This window comes from Pseudoalteromonas sp. NS-SX12, from assembly GCF_057367955.1.
Genome location: NZ_CM170634.1, coordinates 1,905,383 through 1,929,812 on the forward strand (window position 1 = coordinate 1,905,383; position 24,430 = coordinate 1,929,812).

Consider the following 24,430-nt stretch of genomic DNA (forward strand, 5'->3'; position numbering starts at 1 on the left):
TCTCTTAATTTCCCTGGAGTTAGTTAGCGAAAGCCCAGTTTAATAACTGGGCTTTTTTTGTTGTTGCTGTTGTAAAAGGGTGGAGTGGTTAGTTATGTGGCCATGTTTGTGTGCCATCAACCGGTAACTCAGTTTGATTTAAACTCGAGCAATAACCCGTACCGTCACTTGTGTAAAATACTTCTGCTAGTTCGTTAAAACCATTCGATTTTACCTGTGTTTGCGCTTTACCTGATACGGTGAATCCGTACATGGTAAACCACTTGGTTAAATCAAGCTGCGTAATGTGGCTCAATGAAATATACAGCCAATCGTTGCGCGCAATACTGGCAACTTCCGCTCGGGTGTAATTGGCAAAGCCCAATCCTACTTTTTTACTTTCCCACGTGCTATCTGAATCATCAGCTCGATAAAATTCTCGCTCCCAAATATGCAAGCGTGGGTAAACATACCAGCCGTTATTTAGCGTGTTTCGTGCTTGTGCGGCCATCATAAGCTGCATGTAAATAGCATGATGCTCAGACCAGCTTTTCGTTAAGTTAGCTTGCATATAAGCGACAGGGTCGGCATCAAGTTTACTTTGCTGCAGTGTATTAAATAGTTCTTTAAATGGTAGGCTTTGGCAACTTGCAGACTCACCTGTTTCATCTTCGTAAACTGATTTACTAAAGTACGAATAAAAGTTTGTATTGGAGTGACCGCCATAGCCTTCAAAGCGCATGCTACCACGTTCTATGCCATGGCCAAGTTCGTGTAAGTCACCATGACCCGTTGGGCTAAAGTTCCAGCCTGCATCATATGGGTTGCCACTACAACCCCAGCCACAAGTGGGTTGGTCGGCATTCATGTGCTTAACAATATCAATGGTATCAACGTCCAAACCTCGAGCGGTTACAAAGTCGTGTATTTCTGGTTCAACATCAATGCCAGGTCCTTTAAAACCTGCAAGCACATGCACTAAGTTATGAGTATAGCGAGACGTTGCATTGGCAAAGTCAGATGCCACAGGCCAAATGCTACCAGCTAGCGATGCTTCTAATTTAGTCAGTTTTGAATGCACTTCAAAGCCGGGAGTTGCAATTTCTGCCCAGTCATAATCGCCGCTTGCCATACGCTCTGCAAAAATGGCGTCGTCAGCTTTATTGCGCCAGTGCGGGTGACGACCAATGTGGGTAAAGCTAAAGCTCACATCCACATCTTTTTTATTAAATGCGATTTGAATTGGCCCACCATAACTTGAAGTAAGGGTAACTGATTCGTTGGGTTGTACTTCAATTTTTTGCGTTTGCAGTAGATAAGGTCGGTTGTATTTATTTTCATTAAATATATGCGTTGCGCCGGTACGCAGCGTATTAATAAACACGTGGGTTGAAACATCTTGGGTGTCGGTGCGTGTCACGGTAAAGCTTTGCCCAGGAATAGCGTACACCCCAGCAGAGCGAAAGTATGGTTTTGCCGTTAGCGTAACTGAAGCATGCTCTGGGGTAATGTGACTGAAATCAGAGCGACTAAAGTTACCCATATCTGGCTGAATAGGGTTGATATCTCGTACATTGTAAACCGCGTAATCGGCATACAAAGATTTAAAAAATGAGGTAGTGTCCGTCGCGATTTTATCCATCGGGAAACTAACCGTTTGACGATAATGATCAGCCAGCAAAATCAGCAGTTTATTTAAACGATAGTCAGCACTTGTAAAAATATTACGTTTTTCACTATCAAACCTGTTAAACATTGCTTTGACGGCATCGGCACCGGCAAAAAATTCGCTCTGAGTATTTGATTCTGCAGGGCAGCTGCGCGTTTCACAATTTGATAAATCGACATTAAAGTTACCCGCTTTAAAATTATTTAGCAGGGTATTTATTGCCACCATATCGCTTGGCAAGGTATTAAATACTGTACTTGGATTAAAGTCGTCCAAGTAAAGCTTCCACCAATAGTTATCATTTTGATGGCTAATATTTAGCAGTTGTAATAACTTACGGCCATGATCGCCTATACCACCATCATACTGGATGTATATTACAGGGATATCTTGTTCGAGAGCCGAGCTAACCGCATCTAAAACGGCTTGTTTGTCATCACCATCACGCACCATACGAGAAATAATAATTACATCGGGCTTAGCAGCAATACACTGAGCTAGTTTAGTGCCATCGCAATCACCTGCTTGGTTGTAAGAAACATTGCTGTAGTTATTATCAAACCACGCGCGCGTTAAACTGCGATCTCTAAACCAGTAGCTTTCGTCAAGCTGAGTTAGCACCACATTAAATTGGCTTTTAGTGGTTGTGGATGTTTGTGTAAGCCAATCAAATGCATTGGTCATAAAGGTTAGCATTTGGTCGTTTACCGTGTTTCTAAATGGGTTGCCACCATATGCGAGGTATCTGCCTGTGTTTTCAGTTTTACTGCCGGCAATGGCGATAGGTAATATTCTATCTGGCCCGCCAGATTGATTTGAGTTGGTGGTGTAAAGCACAGTATCGTTAAACGGGTATTGGCCTTGTAAAATCGCAGCGTCATGCGTTGGGTCCCAATCAATCGCGGTTAGCACGCCACCTTGTGCATTTTGTTTAAACAATTGTGATTTAATCGAGTTAAAACGCGCCTTATGTGACGATAACTCGTTAATAGCAGCATTTAAGATGGTATCACTTTCCTTAACAACTAAGGCATTACCGGTTTCAATGGCAATTGTCAGCCAGCTCTTTTCAACGTCTAAAGTGAGTGATTGAGTATTACTTTCTTTACCGTCAGATAAGCTAAACGTTAACTGCTGTGAGCCAACATTGTCATCATTCGCACTGCCCGTAAGCGTCTTAGTATTTTGATTAAACGAAAGCCATGTTGGTAAGTTAACCGGGGTAATAGTGATTGTATCGTTATCATCGTCTTTAACGTTTAGCGCTAGGCTAAATGGTTCATCCGCTCGTGTTTTAGCTGTTGTTGTGAGCAGTACAGGCAGACTGTTAATTGCTTCAACGGTTATCTCAATAGTGAGTGTTGCTTCGGCCTTACCGTCAGATACGCTAATTGCGATATTAGAATACGTTGCCACGTTATCCTTAGTTGGCGTACCAAATAGGCGACCCGTTTTATTATCAAAACTTAGCCAATTTGGTAAGTTTTTCACGCTAAAGTTAAGACTATCCCCATCGCTATCTTTCGTGGTTGGAATAAATTCGTAAGCAGTGTTTACTACCGCATTATTAGGTGTACCTGAAATTTCAGGTGGGTTATTGGTAATTGGCGCAGCATCCACGGTAATGCTCACGGTCATACTCGCAGTATCTTTGCCGTCATTAACGGTAATTACAATATTGTTATAGGTACCAACGTTTTGTTCATGCGGCGTTCCGTAAACTTCACCCGTAATAGTATTAAACGCAGCCCAACTTGGCAGATTACTTACACTAAAGCGTAAAGAGTCACCATCAGCATCATTTGCGGTTGGAATAAACGAGTAAGGGTAATTAGCTTGTGCAGTAGTTGGTGTGCCTGAAATTTCCGGTGGGCTATTGGTAATTGGCGCAGCATCCACGGTAATGCTCACTGTCACACTCGCAGTATCTTTGCCGTCATTTACGGTAATTACAATATCGTTATAGGTACCAACGCTTTGTTCATGCGGCGTTCCGTAAATTTCACCCGTTAAAGTATTGAATGCAGCCCAACTTGGAAGATTACTTACACTAAAGCGTAAAGTGTCACTATCAGCATCACTTGCGGTTGGAATAAATGAGTAAGGATAGTCAGCTTGTGCAGTAGTTGGTATACCGGATATCACTGGTGGGTTATTGGTAGGTTCGGCAGCTAATACAGTAATCGAAAAGGTTATTTCGCTTTGCAGCTTGCCGTCACTTACAGTTAGGTTGATGTTATTGTGTTGTCCAACATTGTCGCTTGATGGGGTGCCACTAAAAGTGGTGTTTGACTCATCAAACGAAAGCCATGTTGGAAGGTTATTAACCTCAAATGAGAGTGTATCATTTTCTTTATCGGTAACAGAAAGCACAAATGTATATGCTTTGTTTTCATATGCGTTTGGCGGCGTACCTGAAATTTCAGGCGCTGTATTGGTTTCTTGTGAGTCAATGACTTGAAGGCTGTATGTATAAGTTGATGAGCCTTTGCCATCCGATGCAATCAATTCGAATGTAGTACTTCCTAAATCCGTCACGGCTGGTGTGCCTGTTAGTATGTTATTAGAAAGCGTCAACCAACTGGGCAAATTGTTCGCACTTATTGAAACAAGATCGTTGTCTTTATCTGTAACAGTTGGCTTAAACTCGAACATTTTGCCAACGAAGGCATTGTCTGGCTCGCCAGTTAATGTAGGAGGAGTGTTGAGTACTATTTGCGTATTCTCTTCGCTGCTATCGCCACCACCACAGCCCGATAACGTAAGAGATGCAACAGCAAGAAAGATTGCACTGATGTTTTTCATTGTTATTGTTATTGTTGTTAATTTTGCATTTAAGTTGAGTTTTAACTCTAACATTTGTGTAATAACAGAGGTATAACCAAAAAGTCGGTTTTTTAAGCTATGAATCAAAAAGTTAGCTTAAGGTAGAAAGGGAAATCACAAAGCAAGGAAGGTGTTCCCAAAAGTGCGGTATCAGGTGTCAGCCCTTGAACCCTAAGGCTCAAGGCGGAGCGCAGTTAGTTACCGTAGGCTTCTCGGTACATGCCGAGCTTGCGCAATAGCAATCTGAACTGAGTTCCTAAGAAAAGTTTATCGGCTCAGGGACGTAACCTTTCTCCAACACTCGAGGGAACTTCTTTATTATAAGAAATATTGCCGAGATAACTAGTGCAAATCTAAGATTGTTTGATCAAGTGCAGCAAAAGTATTCAAATTGTGTGTGTTTTCAACACTGTTGTCTAAAACAATGGCGTGAATAGGGCGTCAGTGTTAGCATTATCATTGAACTACAGCAACTCAAATAGCGCGTTATGTCACAAGATTATCAAGCAACTCAAGTTACTCTCGAACAAAATGAACTGTTTATTATGCCAAGCGAAGTACACGGCGTTATTACCGGCTTACTTGCTTGCGGCATTGATATTGAAGATAAAGAATACCTAACAATTTTAAGCGATGTGTTTAATGACGGCATTGCATTTTCTGGCGATCTGAAAAAGTTATTAGTGGGCTTTTACAGCCAAATTCGCAGCACGCTAGACAATCGAGAACTGCAATTTGAGTTGTACCTGCCAGACGAAGATGAATCGCTACATGACAGAGCAAACGCTTTAGTATCATGGGTGTCAGGTTTTCTACTGGGTTTTGGCTTAAAACAAAAAGACTACGGCAAGTTATCCGCAGAGGTAAAAGAAGTTATTCACGACTTTACCGAGATTAACCAAATGGATACAACCTTTGATGAAAGCGAAGAAGATAAACAAGCGTTTCACGAAGTAGTTGAATATGTGCGTATTTCGGTGCATTTATGTTTTGCTGAACTAGGCAAAATTGAACAACAAAACGCCGCGGTTAACACCACCATTCACTAAGCAGTAGGAAGTAATATGACACACCCACTTTCAATTTCAGTTGAAGAAGTAAATGCGCGTCGCAGTAAATTACTTGATGCAATGGCAGATAACTCAGTTGCGATTATTCCTGCCGCTGTTGAAATAACCCGTAGTCGTGATACTGAATTTGCGTTTCGTCAAGACAGTGATTTTTTCTATTTAACGCAATTTCCAGAGCCTGACGCAGTGCTCGTACTGGTAAAAGGCGAAACGGCAGAGTCGCACTTATTTTGTCGCGAGAAAGATAAATTAGCAGAGATTTGGTGTGGTCGTCGTATCGGTGCTGAAAAAGCAAAACAAGACTACGGTTTTGATAATGCATTCACATTAGCAGAACTTGACGACAGCTTGATTGATTTAGTGTCTGGTAAACAAACACTGTATTACGCACAAGGCACTTACAAAGAATTCGATGACAAAGTATGGTCGCTGTTAAGCACATTACGCGGTGCGCCAAAGCGTGGCTGGAAAGCACCAACGGTGATTAGTGATATTCGCAGCGCTTTGCATGAAATGCGTCTGTTTAAATCAGACGCCGAGCTTGCAATTATGGCTAAAGCAGGTGAAATCAGTGCACAAGGCCATATCCGTGCAATGCAATTTGCTAAAGCGGGAGCGACCGAATACCAATTAGAAGCTGAACTTCATCACCATTATGCAATGAATGGTGCGCGCCACCCAGCGTATGGCACTATTGTTGGCGGCGGCGATAACGCTAATATTTTACACTACACCGAAAACAGCGATGTACTCAATGATGGCGATTTAGTGCTGATTGATTCTGGTTGTGAGCTAAATGGCTATGCAGCAGATATTACCCGTACCTTCCCAGTAAATGGCAAGTTTAGCGACGCGCAGCGTGAAGTATATGACTTAGTCTTAAAAGCGCAGCTAGCGGCACTTGAAATGGTAAAACCAGGCAATACCCTAAAACAAACCGCTGATGTTGTGGTGCGTATTTTAACGCAAGGATTAGTTGATTTAGGTATTTTAAACGGCGATATCGACAGCCTGATTGCAAACGAAAAATACAAAGATTACTACATGCATGGCTTAGGCCATTGGTTAGGGTTAGATGTACACGATGTTGGTGAATATAAATTAGACGACCAAGATCGCCCATTTGCGCCAGGCATGGTACTGACTATTGAACCGGGTTTATATATTGCTAACGATAGTGACGCACCAGAGAAGTACCGTGGTATTGGTATTCGCATTGAAGATGATGTGGTCGTTACAGAGCAAGGTCATCAAAATCTTACTGCAAGTGTGCCAAAAGCGATTGACGAAATTGAAGCAATAATGGCTCAGTAATCTCAGGTATAAAGCTATGTTCGACATTGTAATTGTAGGCGGTGGTTTAACTGGTGCGTGCGCAGCCCTTAGCTTAAAGTTGCGCAACCCAAAGTTAACTATTGCCGTGATAGAAGCGTTTGTTGCAACTGATGAAAGTCAACCAAGCTTTGACGACCGCAGTATTGCATTGGCAAGTGAATCATTTAAATATTTATCGGCACTTAATTTGTTAGATGCCAATAATGACTTTACTGCCGCAATAAACGATGTATTAGTATCTGATCGCGGCCATTTTGGTAAAACCCAAATATCGAGCGCGGAATATCAAGTACCAGCGCTTGGTTATGTGGTTGAGGTAAGACCATGGGGCCAACAATTACATAAAAAGATGGCATCACAAGGCATAGAATTGTACTGCCCAGATAAGGTGAGTACTTACCAACAGCACGTGAGCAGTGTTGACCTCACGCTTGAGTCAGGCGCTGAGATCAGCACCAAATTGATGCTGGTGGCAGATGGCGCGCATTCTAAAACATTGGCGCCATTGCACATTCATACCGAAACCCTTGATTATGACCAAGTGGCACTGATCGCCAATATTGAGGTGGCAGACGGTCACCACAATAAAGCATTTGAACGTTTTACAGAAACAGGCCCAATGGCACTATTACCAATGACGAAAAATCGTTTTTCATTGGTGTGGTGTGTTAAACCTGAACAGCAAGAGACCTTATTAGCACTGCCAGACGACGAATTTATAGCACAATTACAGACATCATTTGGCTATCGAGCGGGACTTTTCACCAAAGTGGGTATGCGTGCAGCGTATCCTCTTAAAGTGGGTAAGCCGGAGCGTTTAATGCATCATCGCGTTGCGATTTTAGGCAATGCTGCTCACCTTGTTCATCCTATTGCAGGTCAAGGCTTTAACCTTGGTTTGCGCGATGTGATATTACTTGAAAAGCTCGTGACTGACGCGCTTGCAGCAAAACAAGATATTGGCGATGTAAGTCTGCTTAATCGATACCAAGTTGAGCGAAATCAAGATGTTGACACTGTGTTGTGGTTAACTGATGCTCTCGTTAGAGGATTTTCTAATGATAACCGTGCGTTTGCATTAACGCGCAGTCTTGTTTTAACCGCTATGGCCAAGTGTAAACGTGTAAAAGCGCCACTAGCAAAACAACTGATGGGGAATGTAGGTTAGTGAAACAGGTTCAAGCAATTGTTGTTGGTGGTGGCTGCATTGGGTTAAGCGCAGCGCTAGGCTTAGCTAACCTTGGCAAAAAGGTACTGTTGATTGATGCAGGCAAGCCAGCTCAGGTAGATAGCGACGAATTTGGTTTACGAGTCAGCGCGATTAGTAAAGCAAGCCAAGGTCTTTTTGAAAAGCTAGGGATCTGGCAGGGCATTGAAGCACAGCGCTTAGCTGCTTACACAAATATGGATGTACGTGATAAAGATTCAATTGGTCGCATTCACTTTGCTAGTAACGAACTCGATTTATCTGAGCTTGGTCATATTGTCGAAAACGAAGTGATCCGTCAGGCGCTGATTACTCAATGTGAAAAAAACGACAATTTAGAAATTTTGTTCGAAACACCGTATAGCAGCATTCATCAAACCGATGAGCAAGTATTGGTTACCCTTGCTTCTGGTGAGCCGGTTATGGCAGAGCTGTTAATTGCGTGTGATGGCGCAAATTCAGCAATTCGCAGTCAATTTAAAATGCCAATTACGTTTTGGGATTACGACCATCACGCAATAGTGGCAACCGTAACAAGCCAAGTTCCACACGCAAATACAGCGCGCCAAGTGTTTTTACCTACAGGCCCGCTCGCATTCTTGCCATTACCTGAGCAAAATACCCACTCAATTGTGTGGTCTACTTCGCCGGAACATGCCAAACAACTATTGGCAATGGAAGAGGGCGAATTTAATAAAGCACTTACTGCTGCATTTGATAGTGAACTAGGTTTATGTCGTGTAAATAGCCAACGACTGAGTTTCCCACTTAAAATGCGCTATGCAAGAAAGTGGGTCGAAAATCGCGTGATGTTAATGGGGGATGCGGCGCATACCATTCACCCGCTAGCTGGCCTTGGCATGAATTTGGGCTTAAAAGATGTAGCAAAATTACTACAGTTAGTTGCAGATGACCAAAGTAGTGTATTTGCCAATGGCAAACTATTGCGTCAATACGAAATGGCACGAAAAGCCGATGCACAAACGCATATTGCAATGATGCAAGGTTTAAAAGAGCTGTTTGAGGGCAGCAACCCAGTTAAAAAGCTGATCCGTGGCATTGGTTTAAATGTGGTTGATGCCGCTAAACCAATAAAGCACTTGTTTGCTGAAAAAGCACTGCAATAACGTCTCCCAGTTTGGCGCATAATGCGCCAAATCTTTGCACTTATGTCTATCTCTCAAACAGCCATCGGACCTCTCGATACATACAACAACGCGTTAGCCAAGGGTTTTAAACATGATGCGGCGCAAGCGGTTGCTGTCGCTGCGCTGCAAGATTGTTATTTAGCGCTGGAAAATAAGCGAAAAGCCGTAACAGGCGTTTATTTATATGGCCCTGTTGGACGCGGTAAAACCTGGTTGATGGACAGCTTTTTCAACGCGTTAACCGTGCCTGCAAAGCGTCAGCATTTTCATCACTTTATGCGCTGGGTACATCAACGCTTATTTCAATTAACAGGTCGTGAAAACCCGCTTAATGTGCTTGCAAGTGAACTGGCAAGTGAAGTTGATGTACTGTGTTTTGATGAGTTTTTTGTTAGCGATATTGGCGATGCAATTTTATTAAGTGGTTTGGTACAGGCGTTTTTTGACCAAGGTTTAGTGCTGGTGGCCACCTCTAATCAGCACCCTAATGCGCTTTATGAAAATGGTTTTAATCGTGAAAGGCTGCTTCCTGCCATTAATGCGTTAAAACAGCATATGCAGGTGTTAAGTGTTGATGGTGGGCAAGATCATCGCTTACACCCAGGTGAACAATTTTGTCGCTATTGGGTTAACCAAGCAAGCGCATTAGAGACGAGTTTTACCAATACGTTTTTAGCACTGGACCAGCAGCAAATGTTAACCACACCGTTTGAGTTAGGTCACCTGCAAATTCCAATACATAAGCGCAGCGAGCAATTGCTTTTGTGTGATTACAGTGCGTTATGCGAGCAACCATTAGCTGCGGTCGATTTTATTGCTTTATGTGATTCGTTTAAGGCCATATTTTTAGACAAGGTACCGCAACTTTCATGTCAATCGGTTACTAAGCAAATAGCGCGGGGCACTGAAGATGGTGCGGTGCGCGTTGCTGCTGGCGATCGTGAATTGCCAATGCTGTCGCGAAAAGACGATGGCGTGCGCCGCTTTATCGCGTTAGTTGATGAGTGCTATGACCGTTCAATTCCACTTTACATTAATGCCGATGTGCCTTTAGATGAACTATATACGCAAGGCATTTTGGCGTTTGCATTTAGGCGTACACTAAGTCGTTTGAATGAAATGCAGCTTGCGCGTTTTCAGTACAAATCTTAAACAAAATACTGTGTAAACAAAGTATTATTGAAAATTCAGTGTTTTACATGAGCAAGATCAAGCAATTTTAAAAAGCTTATCTATACTGTGTAACGGAACCAATAATAAAAAAGGAAACACAATGAGCCTAGCGACAGAACAAATCACCGATTTAGAATTACTTTTAAAATTCCCTACAGCGAGTGCGATGCAAGGTCTTAAAATTCATCATGATGCGCCAGAAAGTATGCAGGCCTCGGCAAAACGTTTATTTGACCGTGGCATTATTGATCAAGTAGATGGTGGCTATCTAACCGAGTTAGGCCATGAACTACAACAACACGCGTTACATTTAACCAACGCACTAAAATAATACCGCGCAAAATAAACAGTCCAAAACCTGTCTAGATTGGTGTAATCTAGACAGGCTACGTTAAATAAGGACTGTTATGTTTAATCTTAAATTTCCCCTTTTATCTGTTTGTTTATTTAGTAGTTTTGCGTCTTATAGTGCAATTTATAAGTGCGAAATTGATGGTGTACTAACGTTTAGCGATACCCCATGCAGTGATAAATACGAGAAAATCGAAGTCAGTCCACAAGTAATCAAAAAGCGCCCGCAGTCGGGAGCGAAGCAAAATACCGATTCAACCGATAACTATGTTAAATCTCGTCAGTTAAAGCGCGATATAGATAAAGTGAAAGCGCGTATTAAAAAGCTACAAAAAGACATGGATGCCGAGATAAGCGAGGTTAAAAACATGACAGTGCGTACTGCAAATAACCTTTATGGTGCCACTCGTTCAGAAGCGTTAGCACTTGAAATGAATGCCATTACAGAACGTTACAAATCGTCTATTGAGTTAGAGCAAGGTAATTTAGAGCGTTTGCAAAAAGAGCTAAATAATCTTAATAGCAGTAGTCAAAGTAGCGGTTTTAGCGGTAACTCACACGAGCAAGAATTAAATCGCATTGGCAGTTATGTTGAACAGCGCGCGGTAGAACGAAAAATAGCGAATAATAATGCCCAAATAAAGCGTTTACAGCGTGAAATGAATGACGAATTAGCAGCCTTAAAAAATCAATCTGGGCAAGCCAAAAGCAATATAGCTGGCGCCAAACTGCAGCAATCGCTGGCACAAGAAATGGCCGCAATTAACAAGCAATATCAAGTAAAAATCGATGCGTTGGCAAAAGATAATACACTGCTACGAGCACAAAAAAATAAAGCGCCAAAATCATCCTCGCAGAATTTTAACGGTGATGGAGAACAATAAATACCGTTATACTACCTTTTGACAATCTTGAATTAATTTCTACCTAGATAAGCAATTGATTTTGAATGGCTATTTGTTTTTTTAAATCCTTTCTTTTTGGCATGTTATAAGATGTGATAACCAAATATAGCTACGTAAACTAGCCTTTTTGATGGTTGATAACTGTTCAATCAAACATTGCTTAACCTGAATTCAGGTTGCTTAGCCAATTCATTAAAGAGGAACTTAACATGGCTGATTCAAGTTTATATTTGGTAAAACTGCAATTTAAACCCGATGCACTAGGTGCAGGATCTATGGTGTTACAGCTCGCCGTTAATCCAAGCACAGGTACAATTAACGGTGCAGCAGAAGGACATATTTTAGAAGGCACGCAGCATTCACCAAGCTTTACAGGAAGTGGTTCAGGGCATTTGCATGCAACAGGCTTAGGCACAAGTACAAAAGTGGCGGCATTAACCGGTAACGCTGTTGTGTCATTCCCACCACCTGCGATTGGCAGTTATCAAACTAATTTCACCGCATCGCTTTCTGTTGATAATAACTGGAGTGGCACTGGCAGTTTCTCTGTAGGTGATAATACCTATGCATGTCAGGTATCTATGATTGATTAATAGGGCTTGAAAACCCTATAAAAAGTAAACACGCCCCTAAAAAAAAGCCTGTGAAAACACAGGCTTTTTGTTGGGTGCCAAAATATAAACGAGGTTAATTGCCAAGCTTATGTTTATATGTCCACAGATGCAGCATTTCGAGCGCAATGGTGGCGCCTGCAAGTGCGGTTATTTCGCTGTTATCGTAAGCCGGAGCAACTTCTACCACATCCATTCCGACAATATTCAGCCCTTTTAATTCGCGAAGAATATTGAGCGCTTTGTCGGTCGTTAAGCCACCACATACTGGTGTGCCCGTACCTGGTGCAAACGCAGGGTCAAGCGCGTCAATATCAAATGTTAGATAGACAGGTAGCTCACCCACTGAGTGTTTAATCATCTCGGCAATCGTGTGTGCCGATAGTGCATTACTTTCAGCGCCATCAATCACTTTAAAGCCATGCTCAGCTTGGGTGTAATTAGTGCGAATACCCACTTGCACCGAACTGTTTTTGTCGATGAGTCCCTCGTTTGGCGCATGGTAAAACATAGTGCCATGATCATACTGACTGCCATTAGCATAGGTATCTGTGTGCGCATCAAAGTGAACTAACGCCATTTTGCCAAAACGTTTTGCATGGGCGCGTAAAAGCGGCAAAGTAACAAAGTGATCGCCACCAAAACTTAAAAGGCTTTTACCTTGTTCTAAAAGTTGTGTGGCTGCATCTTCTACTTGTTGTGTAAAACCTTCGCTATCGCCCGGTGCAAACACCAAGTCGCCTGCATCAATTACAGTACAATGGTCGTTTAGTGTAAATGGCCAAGGGTAACGGGTTTCTTCCCATGCAAGATTAACAGATGCGCGGCGCATCGCATCTGGGCCCATGCGGGCACCAGAGCGACCAGAAGTTGCCATATCAAATGGCAAGCCCAGTATAACCACATCAGCATCATTTGATGTTGGGTCGTTAACTAATGGCTGACGCATAAAGGTTGCGCCATTGCCAAAAAGCATGCCATTGTGTTTTTCAAAAACTTTAACCATAGGTTAAATATCTTCCAAATAAGTGTAGCCTTTTAAACCTGCATCTAGCTCAGCAAGAACTGCGCTGCGCTCATGCTCTGGTAATTTGCTATTCGCTAATTGAGCAAATGCGTGTCTAAATTCTTCTGCATCTAAGTGTACATAACGCAGCATATCTTCTACGCTGTCGCCTTCGTTAATTTCAACAATTTCGCTGTTGCCATCTTCATTTACATTCACTACCACACTGTGAGTGTCACCAAATAGGTTGTGCATATCACCTAAAATTTCTTGATAAGCACCCACTAAGAAGAAGCCTAACAAGTAAGGTGAATCGGCTTGCCAATTTGGCACTGGCAAGGTGGTTTCAATGCCTTGTCCATCTACATACTGGTCGATTGTGCCATCTGAGTCACAAGTAATATCAAGTAGCACTGCACGGCGATCTGGCATAGTTTCTAAGCCAGAAAGCGGTAACACTGGAAACACTTGATCAATACCCCATGCATCTGGCAGCGATTGGAACAGCGAAAAATTAACAAAGAATTTATCTGCTAATCGCTCGTTTAACTCGTCCATAATTGGCCGATGAAAACGATTTTTGCCATCCATCAACTGCTGTAATTCGTAGTTGATACGCAATGTAATTTGCTCTGCCCATGCACGTTGCTCTAGGCTTAAAAGGCCCATTGCAAACTGGCTGTGGACTTCGGCTAGGTCGTTAATGCAATCGTGATAAATCTCAATCAGTGCTCTGTCATCAACACGGTTATTAAGTTGTAACCATGAACGCCACATGTTTTGTAAAAGTAGTGGTGCATCGCTTTCAAGCGCTGGCAATTCTTCAACCTGATACGATTCAGTGCCAATCACATTGGTGATAAGTACTGCGTGATGCGCTGTTAACGCGCGGCCTGACTCTGAAATAATCATCGGCATTGGCTGCTCATATTGTTTACACATGTCGCCAATGGTGTAGACAATGTTATTTGCATATTCAGCAAGTGAGTAATTCATAGAATTGCTCGATTGGCTGCGCGTGCCGTCGTAATCAATGGCTAAACCACCACCCACATCCATACAGGCTAAATTTGCACCTAAACGGCGCAATTCACAGTAAAAACGTGCTGCTTCACTGACACCTGTGCGCACATCGCGAATGTTCGCCATTTGTGAACCTAAGTGAAAGTGAACGAGTTGTAGTGCGCTTTCCATTTTGTGCGATTTAAGTTCAGCTAATACGCTTAATACTTGTGATGCAGATAAACCAAACTTTGATTTTTCACCACCGCTTGCTTGCCACTTGCCTTTACCTTGCGATGCTAAACGTACGCGCACACCTAAGCGTGGGCTTACGCCAAGTTTGTGTGCTTCTTCAAGCACCATTTCAAGTTCAGAACGTTTCTCAAGCACAATATTAACTTTGTGACCAAGCTTTTCGCCGATAAGTGCCAAGCGAATGTATTCACGGTCTTTATAACCGTTACACACAATCACAGAGCTGACTTTTTGTGCCATCGCAAGTACTGCGAGTAGCTCAGCTTTACTGCCAGCTTCTAAACCTAGTTGCTTTACTGATTGGCTCGCTTGGCTTGCTAAAATTTCTTCCACCACTTCGCGTTGCTGGTTTACTTTAATTGGATAAACCAATAAGTAGTTGTTGCTGTAATCATAGCTTTCAATTGCCGTGTTAAAGGCATTGCATAAGCTATGTACGCGGTGGTGTAAAATTTGCGGAAATCGCACAAGCGCTGGTAACGATAACCCTTGCTGTTGAATTTGTTCGGCAATTTTAGACAAACTTACTGCATGCATTGGTTTCGCCATATTTGGTGACACAGTAATTTCGCCTTGGTCATTAATGCCATAATAACCTTGGCTCCAATGAGGTACATTGTAGCTTGCACGAACATGTTCAATTGCAGTGGTTTCTTTCATTTCTACCCTTAAAAAATAAATCGGTCATAAGACCAAAAAGTGCGCGCATTTAAATGGAATAGGGGGGTGAAGTCCAACACAAAATTTTTGTCGTATCGACAATTATTATGTTGTGAAAAAGCGCATTAAAATAATTTATTTTTAACGAGTTACAGGCTATAAACCAAAAGCAAATTGGTGACCCAGAATTGCGGTTAACTGGTTTTACTCGGAGCGACTACATGCGTGAACTAGCGCACAACGAACATCGGCTAACGATAAGCTTTTTAGGACATTCGCTTGATACACTAAAAGTGGATGAGAATTTTTTAGAACAGCCAAATGTAATCAAAATTCGCGATGCCTATGGTATTAGGCTTGAAACAAAACAAGCTTGGTTATTTGATTATGCGGTTTTGGTGTGTTGGGATTTTACACCTTTCGAGCTTGAGCAATTAATACAACAGTTAGATGATGTAATTATTGCACCGCTTAAACGCCCGAGCATTGATCATTACATATACTGTGAAGGCGAAAGCAGTGAGTTTTATATTAAAAATGATTGCCTATTTTTAGATAACTCAGATGAGATGACTAAGTTGGCGCTTAGTCATGCGCTAGCACAGTCGGCGAAGCTTGAGTTTTTTGAAGAGCAAGCTCAAGCGGTAATTAGCGAAAATGCATATTTATCTCAGCTGCTTGCGCAAACTGGCAAGGTGCCTTTAACACGAAAAGAATTAGCAAAGTTACGTGGTACCTTGTTTAAAACCAGCACCGATATTAATTTGCACTTTAACTTGCTCGATACCCCCGAGTTCTTTTGGGATAACCCAAATTTAGAAGGGGTTTATCAGCAGCTCAGCAAATATTTAGATTTATTGCCACGTATACATATTTTGCAAAAGAAGCTCGACACCATTCACAACTTGGTCGACATGCTTAGTACCGAGCAAAATCACAAGCACTCTGCGTTTTTAGAGTGGGTGATTATTATTTTAATTGCTGTAGATATCGCGATTTATTTCTTTTAAGCCTGTGCTTAAATTTTAAAAGCAACAAAAAGCCTGTGTATCGCACAGGCTTTTTTTTTACATGTTTTAGCCTCTAAATTAAATACTCAACTGTCTGATTATGTCGTTTTAATGTATTAAATGACATTTTAAGCAGGGTATGATGAGCGCGTGGAGGAATACACATGACGATTAAACAAGTTTACTTTATTGCAAATGGATTTCAGGCGCTCGACTTATTTGGCCCGCTTGAAGCGTTTATGGAAACCAATAGTTTTAAACGCGGTGCTTACGATTGTAAGTTATTGGGCATAAATGGTGAGGACGTACAAACGGCATATCATCAAAAAGTGAGCGTTGATTTTACGCTAGAAGATGACTTTGAACTGGATGATTTGATTATTTGTGGTGGTACAGGCATGCGTACACTGGCGCTTAGTCAAATTGAACTTGTAGCGCTTAAAAAAATAGCGTTAAAAGCAAAGCGCGTATTTAGCATTTGCACCGGTGCTTTTATTTTGGCCCAACTCTTTCAGGATAAAGCGTTAACGCTGACAACTCATTGGCGTCATGCAGCTAGTTTAGCCAAGCAACATCCCAATAAAATTGTCACACCAGAGCCACTCTTTATTCGCGACCACACTATTTGGTCATCAGCTGGCGTGTTATCGGGTGTGGATCTTGCCCTTGCGATTATTCGTGAAGATTACGGCAACAGTATGGCGGCAAAAGTTGCGAAAGATTTGGTGGTATATTTACAGCGTGCAGGATCACAGCAGCAATATTCCGATGTGCTTGCGCTGCAATCGGGTGACAGTTTAAAACTTTCGCCACTTATCGACTGGCTAGCAACACAGCTTAATAATGCAATTTCAGTTTCGCGCATGGCAGAGTATTGCAGTTTAAGTGAAAGACAGCTTACGCGGTTGTTTAAATTGCACCTTAACTGCACGCCGAGCCACTACTTTCGTACTCTAAAACTCAACCATGCACGGGATTTGCTATCTCAAGAAAACAGCAATTTACAACTTATCTCTAGCAAGTTGGGTTTTAATAATTACGATAGTTTTCGCCGCGCCTTTACCAAACAGTTTGGTGTTTCTCCTTCCCATTATTTAAATGGCACACGTCATTCTTCATCAATTACCAATAACACCTTTACTCAAAACACAGTGCTGCTAGGAGAAGGGAAATGAGAGCACAATTGATTTTAGCTATGCTGGTTGTAGCATCGTTTAATTTAAACGCAGCTAACTTAACAATAAAACAGCAAAAACTGTGGTTAGAAGATATCGACTTTTATCAAAATGAAGTTAAAACAAAGCATATCAACCCATTTCATACCTTGTCAGAAGCTGAATTTAATAAGCGACTTAGAGGCTTAAAAAATGATTTAGCGAACCTCAGCGAAGTAGAGGTAGAAGCACGCCTTATGGCAATAACCGGTGCTTTAGGTGATGGCCATAGTAACTACTTTATGATGTCTGGACCGCATCAGCATTTTCCGTTTCGCTATAAATTTTTTGAAGGCACATTGCGCGTAGTAGATACAACAAAAGCTTATCGATCACTACGAGGCACAGAGTTAAAAGCCATAAATGGTAAAAGCGTGAGCGAACTATTTAACATTGTTTCGCCGCTATTACCCGGTGTGGATAACCAATTTAGTGCAAAAGTGAGTTTTGAATATTACCTAACGTTGCATAAGTTGTTACTGGGATTAAATATTGTAAAAGAGGGGCAGCCTACAAAGTTTGAGTTTTGGCACGATGGCCAAGTGATTGAAAAAGAGATACAGCCTGTTTCAATGGGGGAGTTTGGTCAATTAAGTTCAGCTTTTTCGCAAACATTGCCAAAGTTGCAAAATACAGACATTGCAATGCCTGGCATTAGATTAAGCTATTTTAACAAAAAGAACATCGCCTATTTTGCGTTTAAATCATACCCCAAATTTGAACAGGTTGTTGATAATTGCACGGCGTTACAAACAGAGCTTAAAAGTGCGCAATCGCGGTATTTAGTGATTGATTTTAGAGGAAACGGTGGAGGTAATTTTTATACGGGACTTGCATTTTCATCTTGCTTATTACCCCTTGACCAATTTGATTGGCAACACGGGGTTTATGTACTCACCGATAGCCAAACATTTTCAGCGGCCATGAGTAATACGGTGCAATATCAGCAGATTTTAAACGCAAAAATTGTTGGTACGCCAACCGGGGGCGATCCAAATCATTATGCAGAAAGTTATCGTTTTACTTTACCTAATTCAAAACGAAAGCTGAGTTTATCAAAGCGCTATTACGCCTTTGCAAAAGAGCCAACAGATGCCATCTATCCCGATATTCAAATAACACCAACTTGGCAAGACTATCAAAACGGCAAAGATACCGTATTGCTCGAAGCGCTTAAGTTAATTAATCAACATAAGGGGCAATAATGTTAAAACTTAAACCAAACTGCGAGTGCTGTAACAAAGCTCTTTTGCCAACATCAACCGATGCAATGATTTGCAGTTATGAGTGCACGTTTTGTAAAACATGTGTTGAAAAGGTACTTTTAAACGTATGCCCGAATTGCGGTGGGAGTTTTAAGCCAAGATTAGCGGATAAAAAAAGAAAAACCCGAATTTGATTAGTTGAGACTAAACGCGCTAACGTGTTAACTAAGTGGTATTGAAAGAGGGAGAAGTGGTTTATCTATTGCAATTATCGGATAAACCACAACTTAGTATTTAAGGGTGACCTAAGTGGTTACGAATAGACGTTCTGAATGTTCTTGCGTGGCTTAATCCAGAGCGACTCGTTTCCAGAACGTCCTTCTTTTCAGCGTTAAGGAAAGTGCACATATTTATATTTACCTTTGAAGTTTTTTCACGACATTCAACCACAGTATAAAGATGCCCATTGTGAGTAATATTAGGAATGGCATTCCATTGTTCTACTGCTGTTTGAATAGACAAACCTCTTTGACCGATTAACGATAACAATTGGTTATTTGTGTTATTGACATGATCGTTAATTGCTTGTGTGATTGTGCCGTTACCTCGCACTGCTCTGATTCTGCCGACCAAATCGGAGTCGTTATAAGTCATGGCGCGAGCACCTAACTTTAAAATACCATCGCTGTTATTGGTGCCTGTGCCGATAAAAGAAGAGTAGCCTTTAAAGTTTGCGCCTAAAGCATCTTTTGCCCAGCCACTACCGCCGCCACCTAACCGGTTTGAGTGGGTCAGTACTACATTTATAAAGGCTAAAAATAGCGATAAACGCAATCCCTCAACCTGAATTTGAGGTATATTGCGGTGGTGCCAAAGCGCTGCACCTGCTGCAAATAATTCCTGTTGAGCGGTAACTGCGGCTTCTGCAATCGCGATGACTATTCGCTGCTTTCTTCTATCTCCTACGAGCATTTTTATACAGTTTTCTCGGCGATTAGCATTGTTGCTTAGCAAACGATGTACCCCAACACCCACAGTGGTTTGTAGGCTACCACCAATACTGCTGGGGCGAAATTTACCCCAGCGGTTATCTGTAGTGCGTGTGCCGCCATAATTAAAGGTATTTTGGCCTGTTCTGACTCCGCGTGGACCCAATGCTTTCCACACTGAGTTGCGTAATCGCAGCAAATTAAGATCATTAATTCTATGGGGTTTAGAAACCAGCTCTGCAGGACTTGATTTACCAAAATTATCCGAGTCTTCAGGTGTTATATAAACACCTCTAAAATTTGCATAACTTCGCGAACGTACCAAGGGGGTACGTTTAAATACATCGTGAAAATTAGCTGCTTGAATAATGTCTTCGTTATTCCATTGAGAAGAAATAGTGCCAACACCTTCAACTTCAATTCCTATTAAAGGGTGGCCGGCAAGTGGTGCCGCTTCCGTATCTATCGGCATATAAACATCCTTTTTATTGCTTTTAACAGCAAATAATTTAGTTTTTATTATAGGAACAAAAATGCTACCACAGACATATAAAACAGCAAAAGTGTTTGTTATACAAAATAAATAATAATCAAACTTTATATAGTGCTAGTTTGTGTATGGGCGTAATAACATTTACTTAGCATCGCTAAAGCCAAATGATATTGCCAATATATTACGGAAATCAGACTTGTGTTGAAAAAGCCATAAAAAACAAAAAAGCCTGTGCAATGCACAGGCTTTTATATTTGGTGGAGCTGGGGGGATTTGAACCCCCGTCCGAAAAGCGTCGACCTTCGGTCCTACATGTTTAGTATCGTCTTTTGGTTAACCTTTAAATCTCGGACGAACACGATAAGTAAAGGCGAGGCCGCTTCAATTTAGCCCTTCAACCCCGGCCAGGGTTTCCGTAGCGATCTTGTGTAGGGTGACACTTCGAATCTCAGTCCACAAGCATACTTGAGTGAAGTGCTAGCGGGAATTAAGCCGCTAGAGCGTAAGAATCGTCGTTTGCGATTACTTTAAATACGGCTTTTTTACGAGGCCAGCCGCACCTCGACATGCACCTTAGGCTTCATGAATCCCGTCGAATCCTAATCAGCCCCTGAATTTGTTTCATCTGAATCATACTCAGTTGGCACGATTATAACGCTTAGTTTTTATGTTAAACAAGGGCAAAGCACAATTAACTGTATTTAAATGGTTTAATCGCTTTAAATTTAAACGAATGTTGATTTGAAAGTGAGTTGGCAGAGATTGCTTGCTTGTTAATATTGCTCGGCGCTATACAATGCAGCTGATTGAAATAATGGAGGTTTTCAATGAGTATCAGTAAAACAATAATAATATGTTTGATGTGTATCGCGATGAACGCGGTTGCAAAGAGTAAAATAGCGCTGTCGATTAATGTTGAAAAACAGATTGGTAGCAACGTGTGGCAAGTAAGTTATCAATTGCCCAAATTTACTCAAACGTTAGATTTTTCTCACTTACCACCCCATTTTCTGACTAACCATTTTGCGCTTAAAGGCAAAGCGGTGGTTAAAGATGACAGCATAATTACGCTAACTAATCCTAATGACATTTTAATGCTTGAAGTTTCCGATGGTTTTGATGTGAGTGAACTTAGATTTAATGCGCCGTTTATTAACTTTTCTAACAACGGCGCGTTTTATGCTGACTATTTTGTGCCACATTCATTGAAAGTAGCGGACGAATTACTAACTCGCGATGCGCTAAGTGTGACATTTTATATAACAACAAAGATGAAAAATGAGCAAAATCAGCGAATCCTCGCCATTAACAACGTATCGTCGTTAAATTTAGCGCAGTTTGTTAGTCTAACTTTACCGTCTAATGCCTCTAATCATGGTGTTTCTTTCGTTATTGAGCCAAATTTGCCAAATGAGTTTAAAGTGCAGCTTGAGCAAAATAGCGCTAAATTTATGAATTATTTTAGCCAACAGTTTAATTCCCCTTTAAACCGCGACGTTACATTTTTGATTAACGCTAATAGCAATGCGCCATACATTGGTTTTTTGGGTAGCGCACTATCAAACCAAGTTATGTTTGAGATATCAGGGCAAGATGCAGTGCAGCACCCTAGTAAATACCAACGAACAATTTATTTAACCCTAGCACATGAAGCGTTACACCTTTGGAATGCACATTTTTGGCAACCATCAGATGGTACACCGATTTGGCTATACGAAGGCTCAGCTGACTTTTTTGCCTATCGCGCAATGGTGCATTCAGGCTTAATGCCACAATCGCATTTTGAGTATTTTTTACAGCAGCAACAAAAAGAGTGTTTAGAAGGGGTTAAACAAACTGCGCTTTCACATCTGGAGTCAACGCCATCAATTGGTGCAAGTTATCCTTGTGGTCGGGTATTTTTTGAAGTGTTAGCTAACGCGTTGAATAAAAATGCTTTTGAGCTTTGGCTTGAAATTATGAACGTAAGCGAAGGGCAAAGTTATTCGGTAGAAGATGTGTATGTGTTTATTGAAAGAGCCGAATTATCTGACTCGTTAAAACACGCGTTACAAGACATCTTATTTAACAATGAAAAAGCACATGACACGCTGAAAAGCATTATTTCAGCGCAATCGAAGAACTAAACGTGTCACTTAACACGCGCAGCCAAAAGCTGCTTAGTGCATAAATCCATGTATCAAAAGTAACGGTGGTAATAAACCCCGCCGTTACTCGCCTAATTGCTCAGAATCGTTTGGCATTGGCCAGCCGCCTAAGGCTTGCCATTTATTTACAATGTAACAATAAAGCTCGGCGGTGCGCTCTGTGTCATACAGTGCGCTGTGGGCTTGGCTGTTATCGAATTCAATGCCTGCGGCGCGACATGCTTTTGCAAGCACAGTTTGACCAACTGCTAAGCCAGCTAGGGTGGTTGTATCAAAACTTACGAATGGATGAAATGGTGTACGCTTAATATTATTACGCTCAATTGCGGCATTTAAAAAGCCGTGATCAAAGGCCGCATTATGCGCTACGACAACACTGCGCTGACAACCTGCTGCTTTTTGTGCTTTGCGCACAGCTTTACAGATTTCTTTTATTGCTTCGTCTTCTTTTACCGCGCCACGCAAGGGCGAAAATGGGTCAATGCCATTAAACTCAATAGCTGATTGCTCAATATTGGCACCTTCAAACGGTTCTACGTGAAAATGTACTGTTTTGTCGATACTTAGTTCGCCTGAATCGTCCATTTTTAGTAGGCTGACAGCAATTTCTAACAATGCATCGGTTTTATTATTAAAGCCTGCGGTCTCGACGTCGATAACTACAGGAAAGAAACCGCGAAAACGCTTGGCAAATAAAGTTGTTGGTGCTTCAGCTTGAGACATATACTTACTTTCAGTGCTTATTAAGGCCGCGTATTATGTCAAAATTAGGTTGTTGCTGACCAGTAAAATATTACGCAAGGACGTTTGATTTAGGTATATTTATTGCTTAAATTTTAATAGGGTGTTGCTTGTTGCAGCGGTGTTTTAATTTAACCAAGCGTTTATCAGATTTAGGAGACCTCAGTGCGAGTAAAAAAGCAAGTACAGTGTTTGTTCGTTGGTCTGTCGATGGGTGCTGTGTTTTCTGCCAATGCGGCGCTACGTAGTTACGGCGCAGCTGAAAGCAATGCAATTTGGAATACCCCTGAAGCATCACGTTTAAGTTGTCAGTTAGAACATAATATTCCGCGCTTTGGTAAGGCGCGGTTTTTAGCGACTGCGAGTAAAGATAAACCGCTGCATTTCACCTTAGATATGCTTATTAAGCCAGAAGGGTACGATGTTGCTGATGTGCTGTCAGTACCACCTATTTGGAAAGCGGGTAATCCTGCGCGTAGCTTATTTGATGCTAATTTGTTGAAGCAGTTTGATACAGAGCTAGATTCAAAAGCATCCTGGTTACTGCTAACCGAACTTGAAAAAGGTAATGTCCCTACGTTTTATTATCAGGATTGGCATAACAGCCAAGACAAGATCAAAGTTGAATTGTCGTCGGTTAATTTTCGTCGTAATTACTTAAGCTTTTTAGAGTGTCGCGATGCGCTATTGCCATTTAGCTTCGATGATATTGCGTATACAGTTATGCGATATGAGTCGAATAGCAGTGAGTTAACGCGTGATTCGAAAAAGCGTTTAGAGAAAATAGGGTTATATTTGGAGAACGATCCTAATATTGATTCGGTGGTAATTAATGCCTACACCGATTCATACGGTGGTCGCTATATTAACCAACAACTTTCTGAAAAGCGTGCCGATGCAATTAAAAGCTACATGACTGAAAAGGGCATAGCAGCAGAGAAAATTGTTACGCAAGGGTTTGGCGAAAAACGTCATGTTGCAACCAATAACACTATTATTGGCCGTGGCAAAAACCGTCGGGTAGTTATTCAAATAGAAAAGGTATAGCGGTCTTTAGCAGGTAAGTCTGTTAAAACGGTCTCTAAATTATGATGACGAAGTTATTTCGTCATCATAATACTTACTTCACACCAACTTTCTTGCTGGTAAAAACCAATTTTAACGCGTTTACCCGATACCGTATAAAAATATGTATAGCGGCCAATGTCTTCTGTGATGGTTTCTGGCTCACCTAAGGTGTTGCGATAAAACGCCATTACGGAATCTAAGTCTTGTTTTACAAAACCGGAGATGATCATAGGGTAATCGTCTTCAAGTGCCATACGTACTTGAAAATCGTTCGGAAGGGGTACGTCGTCAATATTTGCTTGCGCCACAAAGCTAAAGCTCATTAAAACGCCCAGTGCGATACTGCAACATAACTTCTTCATTTTA

20 protein-coding genes and 2 other RNA genes are annotated in these 24,430 nt (G+C 41.6%); 14 read left to right on the top strand and 8 right to left on the bottom strand.

Features of this window, described 5'->3' with window-relative positions:
- Positions 1-88 precede the first annotated feature (88 nt).
- Entirely contained in the window at positions 89-4,453 is a 4,365-nt protein-coding gene (locus AC2IOM_RS08850; protein ID WP_486358147.1) for an ImpA family metalloprotease, read from the bottom strand.
- 150 nt (positions 4,454-4,603) lie between these two features.
- Positions 4,604-4,786: non-coding RNA, 6S RNA (gene ssrS, locus AC2IOM_RS08855), on the bottom strand.
- Positions 4,787-4,962: 176 nt separating this feature from the next.
- Here ssrS and AC2IOM_RS08860 point away from each other — a divergent pair.
- From AC2IOM_RS08860 to AC2IOM_RS08895, 8 genes are all read left to right on the top strand, one after another.
- Complete coding sequence (locus AC2IOM_RS08860; protein WP_010559630.1) at positions 4,963-5,523, top strand: UPF0149 family protein; 561 nt, start codon at positions 4,963-4,965, stop codon at positions 5,521-5,523.
- A gap of 15 nt (positions 5,524-5,538) precedes the next feature.
- Positions 5,539-6,858, top strand: coding sequence for a Xaa-Pro aminopeptidase (gene pepP, locus AC2IOM_RS08865; protein ID WP_336435314.1), 1,320 nt, complete (start codon positions 5,539-5,541; stop codon positions 6,856-6,858).
- 16 nt (positions 6,859-6,874) lie between these two features.
- Positions 6,875-8,047 carry a 2-octaprenyl-6-methoxyphenyl hydroxylase gene (ubiH, locus tag AC2IOM_RS08870; RefSeq protein ID WP_486358148.1) on the top strand — a complete coding sequence of 391 codons (1,173 nt, stop codon included), beginning with the start codon at positions 6,875-6,877 and terminating at the stop codon, positions 8,045-8,047.
- On the top strand, positions 8,047-9,213 hold the full coding sequence (locus AC2IOM_RS08875) for an FAD-dependent oxidoreductase (protein ID WP_486358149.1): 1,167 nt from the start codon (positions 8,047-8,049) through the stop codon (positions 9,211-9,213). The genes ubiH and AC2IOM_RS08875 overlap by 1 nt, the downstream gene beginning before the upstream one ends.
- A 21-nt stretch (positions 9,214-9,234) precedes the next feature.
- A complete protein-coding gene (gene zapE, locus AC2IOM_RS08880) occupies positions 9,235-10,386 on the top strand; it encodes a cell division protein ZapE (protein WP_486358150.1) in 1,152 nt (383 codons plus the stop codon).
- A gap of 121 nt (positions 10,387-10,507) precedes the next feature.
- Entirely contained in the window at positions 10,508-10,738 is a 231-nt protein-coding gene (locus tag AC2IOM_RS08885) for a TIGR02647 family protein (RefSeq protein ID WP_054980885.1), read from the top strand.
- Positions 10,739-10,814: 76 nt separating this feature from the next.
- The gene (locus AC2IOM_RS08890) at positions 10,815-11,642 is read left to right on the top strand and encodes a DUF4124 domain-containing protein (protein WP_486358151.1); all 828 of its coding nucleotides are present in this window, start codon (positions 10,815-10,817) and stop codon (positions 11,640-11,642) included.
- A gap of 230 nt (positions 11,643-11,872) precedes the next feature.
- Positions 11,873-12,256 carry a DUF1842 domain-containing protein gene (locus tag AC2IOM_RS08895; protein WP_486358152.1) on the top strand — a complete coding sequence of 128 codons (384 nt, stop codon included), beginning with the start codon at positions 11,873-11,875 and terminating at the stop codon, positions 12,254-12,256.
- A gap of 94 nt (positions 12,257-12,350) precedes the next feature.
- Here the strand turns inward: AC2IOM_RS08895 and speB are convergent, their stop codons facing one another.
- Positions 12,351-13,280, bottom strand: a complete 930-nt coding sequence (gene speB, locus AC2IOM_RS08900; RefSeq protein ID WP_486358153.1) for an agmatinase — start codon at positions 13,278-13,280, stop codon at positions 12,351-12,353.
- A gap of 3 nt (positions 13,281-13,283) precedes the next feature.
- The gene (gene speA / locus AC2IOM_RS08905) at positions 13,284-15,197 is read right to left on the bottom strand and encodes a biosynthetic arginine decarboxylase (RefSeq protein ID WP_486358154.1); all 1,914 of its coding nucleotides are present in this window, start codon (positions 15,195-15,197) and stop codon (positions 13,284-13,286) included.
- Between the two features lie 221 nt (positions 15,198-15,418).
- Here speA and AC2IOM_RS08910 point away from each other — a divergent pair, with 221 nt between their 5' ends.
- The 4 genes from AC2IOM_RS08910 (at position 15,419) to AC2IOM_RS08925 (ending at position 18,820) form a co-directional block, all read left to right on the top strand.
- The gene (locus tag AC2IOM_RS08910) at positions 15,419-16,207 is read left to right on the top strand and encodes an RMD1 family protein (RefSeq protein WP_486358155.1); all 789 of its coding nucleotides are present in this window, start codon (positions 15,419-15,421) and stop codon (positions 16,205-16,207) included.
- Positions 16,208-16,371: 164 nt separating this feature from the next.
- The gene (locus AC2IOM_RS08915; protein ID WP_486358156.1) at positions 16,372-17,382 is read left to right on the top strand and encodes a GlxA family transcriptional regulator; all 1,011 of its coding nucleotides are present in this window, start codon (positions 16,372-16,374) and stop codon (positions 17,380-17,382) included.
- The gene (locus tag AC2IOM_RS08920; RefSeq protein ID WP_486358157.1) at positions 17,379-18,626 is read left to right on the top strand and encodes a S41 family peptidase; all 1,248 of its coding nucleotides are present in this window, start codon (positions 17,379-17,381) and stop codon (positions 18,624-18,626) included. The genes AC2IOM_RS08915 and AC2IOM_RS08920 overlap by 4 nt, the downstream gene beginning before the upstream one ends.
- Complete coding sequence (locus AC2IOM_RS08925) at positions 18,626-18,820, top strand: DUF1272 domain-containing protein (RefSeq protein WP_486358158.1); 195 nt, start codon at positions 18,626-18,628, stop codon at positions 18,818-18,820. Before AC2IOM_RS08920 ends, AC2IOM_RS08925 begins: the two co-directional genes overlap by 1 nt.
- 100 nt (positions 18,821-18,920) lie before the next feature.
- On the opposite strand, the gene AC2IOM_RS08930 is transcribed toward AC2IOM_RS08925, so the two are convergent.
- Together AC2IOM_RS08930 and ssrA are read right to left on the bottom strand one after the other, a co-directional pair.
- Positions 18,921-20,087, bottom strand: a complete 1,167-nt coding sequence (locus AC2IOM_RS08930) for a hypothetical protein (protein WP_486358159.1) — start codon at positions 20,085-20,087, stop codon at positions 18,921-18,923.
- 276 nt (positions 20,088-20,363) lie between these two features.
- Positions 20,364-20,719: a transfer-messenger RNA gene (ssrA, locus tag AC2IOM_RS08935) on the bottom strand.
- Between the two features lie 216 nt (positions 20,720-20,935).
- Here ssrA and AC2IOM_RS08940 point away from each other — a divergent pair.
- Positions 20,936-22,234, top strand: a complete 1,299-nt coding sequence (locus tag AC2IOM_RS08940; protein ID WP_486358160.1) for a hypothetical protein — start codon at positions 20,936-20,938, stop codon at positions 22,232-22,234.
- Between the two features lie 84 nt (positions 22,235-22,318).
- Here AC2IOM_RS08940 and rnt read toward each other — a convergent pair whose 3' ends face one another.
- The gene (gene rnt / locus AC2IOM_RS08945) at positions 22,319-22,978 is read right to left on the bottom strand and encodes a ribonuclease T (RefSeq protein ID WP_010559647.1); all 660 of its coding nucleotides are present in this window, start codon (positions 22,976-22,978) and stop codon (positions 22,319-22,321) included.
- A 228-nt stretch (positions 22,979-23,206) separates the two neighbouring features.
- On the opposite strand from rnt, the gene AC2IOM_RS08950 reads away from it, so the two are divergent.
- On the top strand, positions 23,207-24,043 hold the full coding sequence (locus tag AC2IOM_RS08950) for a flagellar protein MotY (RefSeq protein WP_084616552.1): 837 nt from the start codon (positions 23,207-23,209) through the stop codon (positions 24,041-24,043).
- A 53-nt stretch (positions 24,044-24,096) separates the two neighbouring features.
- Here AC2IOM_RS08950 and AC2IOM_RS08955 read toward each other — a convergent pair whose 3' ends face one another.
- Positions 24,097-24,426, bottom strand: a complete 330-nt coding sequence (locus tag AC2IOM_RS08955; protein WP_138634230.1) for a hypothetical protein — start codon at positions 24,424-24,426, stop codon at positions 24,097-24,099.
- Between the last annotated feature and the right edge of the window lie 4 nt (positions 24,427-24,430).

What these genes read in the sequence shown, in the direction of transcription:
- AC2IOM_RS08850 (WP_486358147.1), bottom strand. Translation starts at nt 4,453, where the DNA reads ATGAAAAACATCAGTGCAATCTTTCTTGCTGTTGCATCTCTTACGTTA.
- AC2IOM_RS08860 (WP_010559630.1), top strand. Translation starts at nt 4,963, where the DNA reads ATGTCACAAGATTATCAAGCAACTCAAGTTACTCTCGAACAAAATGAA.
- pepP (WP_336435314.1), top strand. Translation starts at nt 5,539, where the DNA reads ATGACACACCCACTTTCAATTTCAGTTGAAGAAGTAAATGCGCGTCGC.
- ubiH (WP_486358148.1), top strand. Translation starts at nt 6,875, where the DNA reads ATGTTCGACATTGTAATTGTAGGCGGTGGTTTAACTGGTGCGTGCGCA.
- zapE (WP_486358150.1), top strand. Translation starts at nt 9,235, where the DNA reads ATGCGCCAAATCTTTGCACTTATGTCTATCTCTCAAACAGCCATCGGA.
- AC2IOM_RS08885 (WP_054980885.1), top strand. Translation starts at nt 10,508, where the DNA reads ATGAGCCTAGCGACAGAACAAATCACCGATTTAGAATTACTTTTAAAA.
- AC2IOM_RS08890 (WP_486358151.1), top strand. Translation starts at nt 10,815, where the DNA reads ATGTTTAATCTTAAATTTCCCCTTTTATCTGTTTGTTTATTTAGTAGT.
- AC2IOM_RS08895 (WP_486358152.1), top strand. Translation starts at nt 11,873, where the DNA reads ATGGCTGATTCAAGTTTATATTTGGTAAAACTGCAATTTAAACCCGAT.
- speB (WP_486358153.1), bottom strand. Translation starts at nt 13,280, where the DNA reads ATGGTTAAAGTTTTTGAAAAACACAATGGCATGCTTTTTGGCAATGGC.
- speA (WP_486358154.1), bottom strand. Translation starts at nt 15,197, where the DNA reads ATGAAAGAAACCACTGCAATTGAACATGTTCGTGCAAGCTACAATGTA.
- AC2IOM_RS08910 (WP_486358155.1), top strand. Translation starts at nt 15,419, where the DNA reads ATGCGTGAACTAGCGCACAACGAACATCGGCTAACGATAAGCTTTTTA.
- AC2IOM_RS08915 (WP_486358156.1), top strand. Translation starts at nt 16,372, where the DNA reads ATGACGATTAAACAAGTTTACTTTATTGCAAATGGATTTCAGGCGCTC.
- AC2IOM_RS08920 (WP_486358157.1), top strand. Translation starts at nt 17,379, where the DNA reads ATGAGAGCACAATTGATTTTAGCTATGCTGGTTGTAGCATCGTTTAAT.
- AC2IOM_RS08925 (WP_486358158.1), top strand. Translation starts at nt 18,626, where the DNA reads ATGTTAAAACTTAAACCAAACTGCGAGTGCTGTAACAAAGCTCTTTTG.
- AC2IOM_RS08930 (WP_486358159.1), bottom strand. Translation starts at nt 20,087, where the DNA reads ATGCCGATAGATACGGAAGCGGCACCACTTGCCGGCCACCCTTTAATA.
- AC2IOM_RS08940 (WP_486358160.1), top strand. Translation starts at nt 20,936, where the DNA reads ATGAGTATCAGTAAAACAATAATAATATGTTTGATGTGTATCGCGATG.
- rnt (WP_010559647.1), bottom strand. Translation starts at nt 22,978, where the DNA reads ATGTCTCAAGCTGAAGCACCAACAACTTTATTTGCCAAGCGTTTTCGC.
- AC2IOM_RS08950 (WP_084616552.1), top strand. Translation starts at nt 23,207, where the DNA reads ATGGGTGCTGTGTTTTCTGCCAATGCGGCGCTACGTAGTTACGGCGCA.
- AC2IOM_RS08955 (WP_138634230.1), bottom strand. Translation starts at nt 24,426, where the DNA reads ATGAAGAAGTTATGTTGCAGTATCGCACTGGGCGTTTTAATGAGCTTT.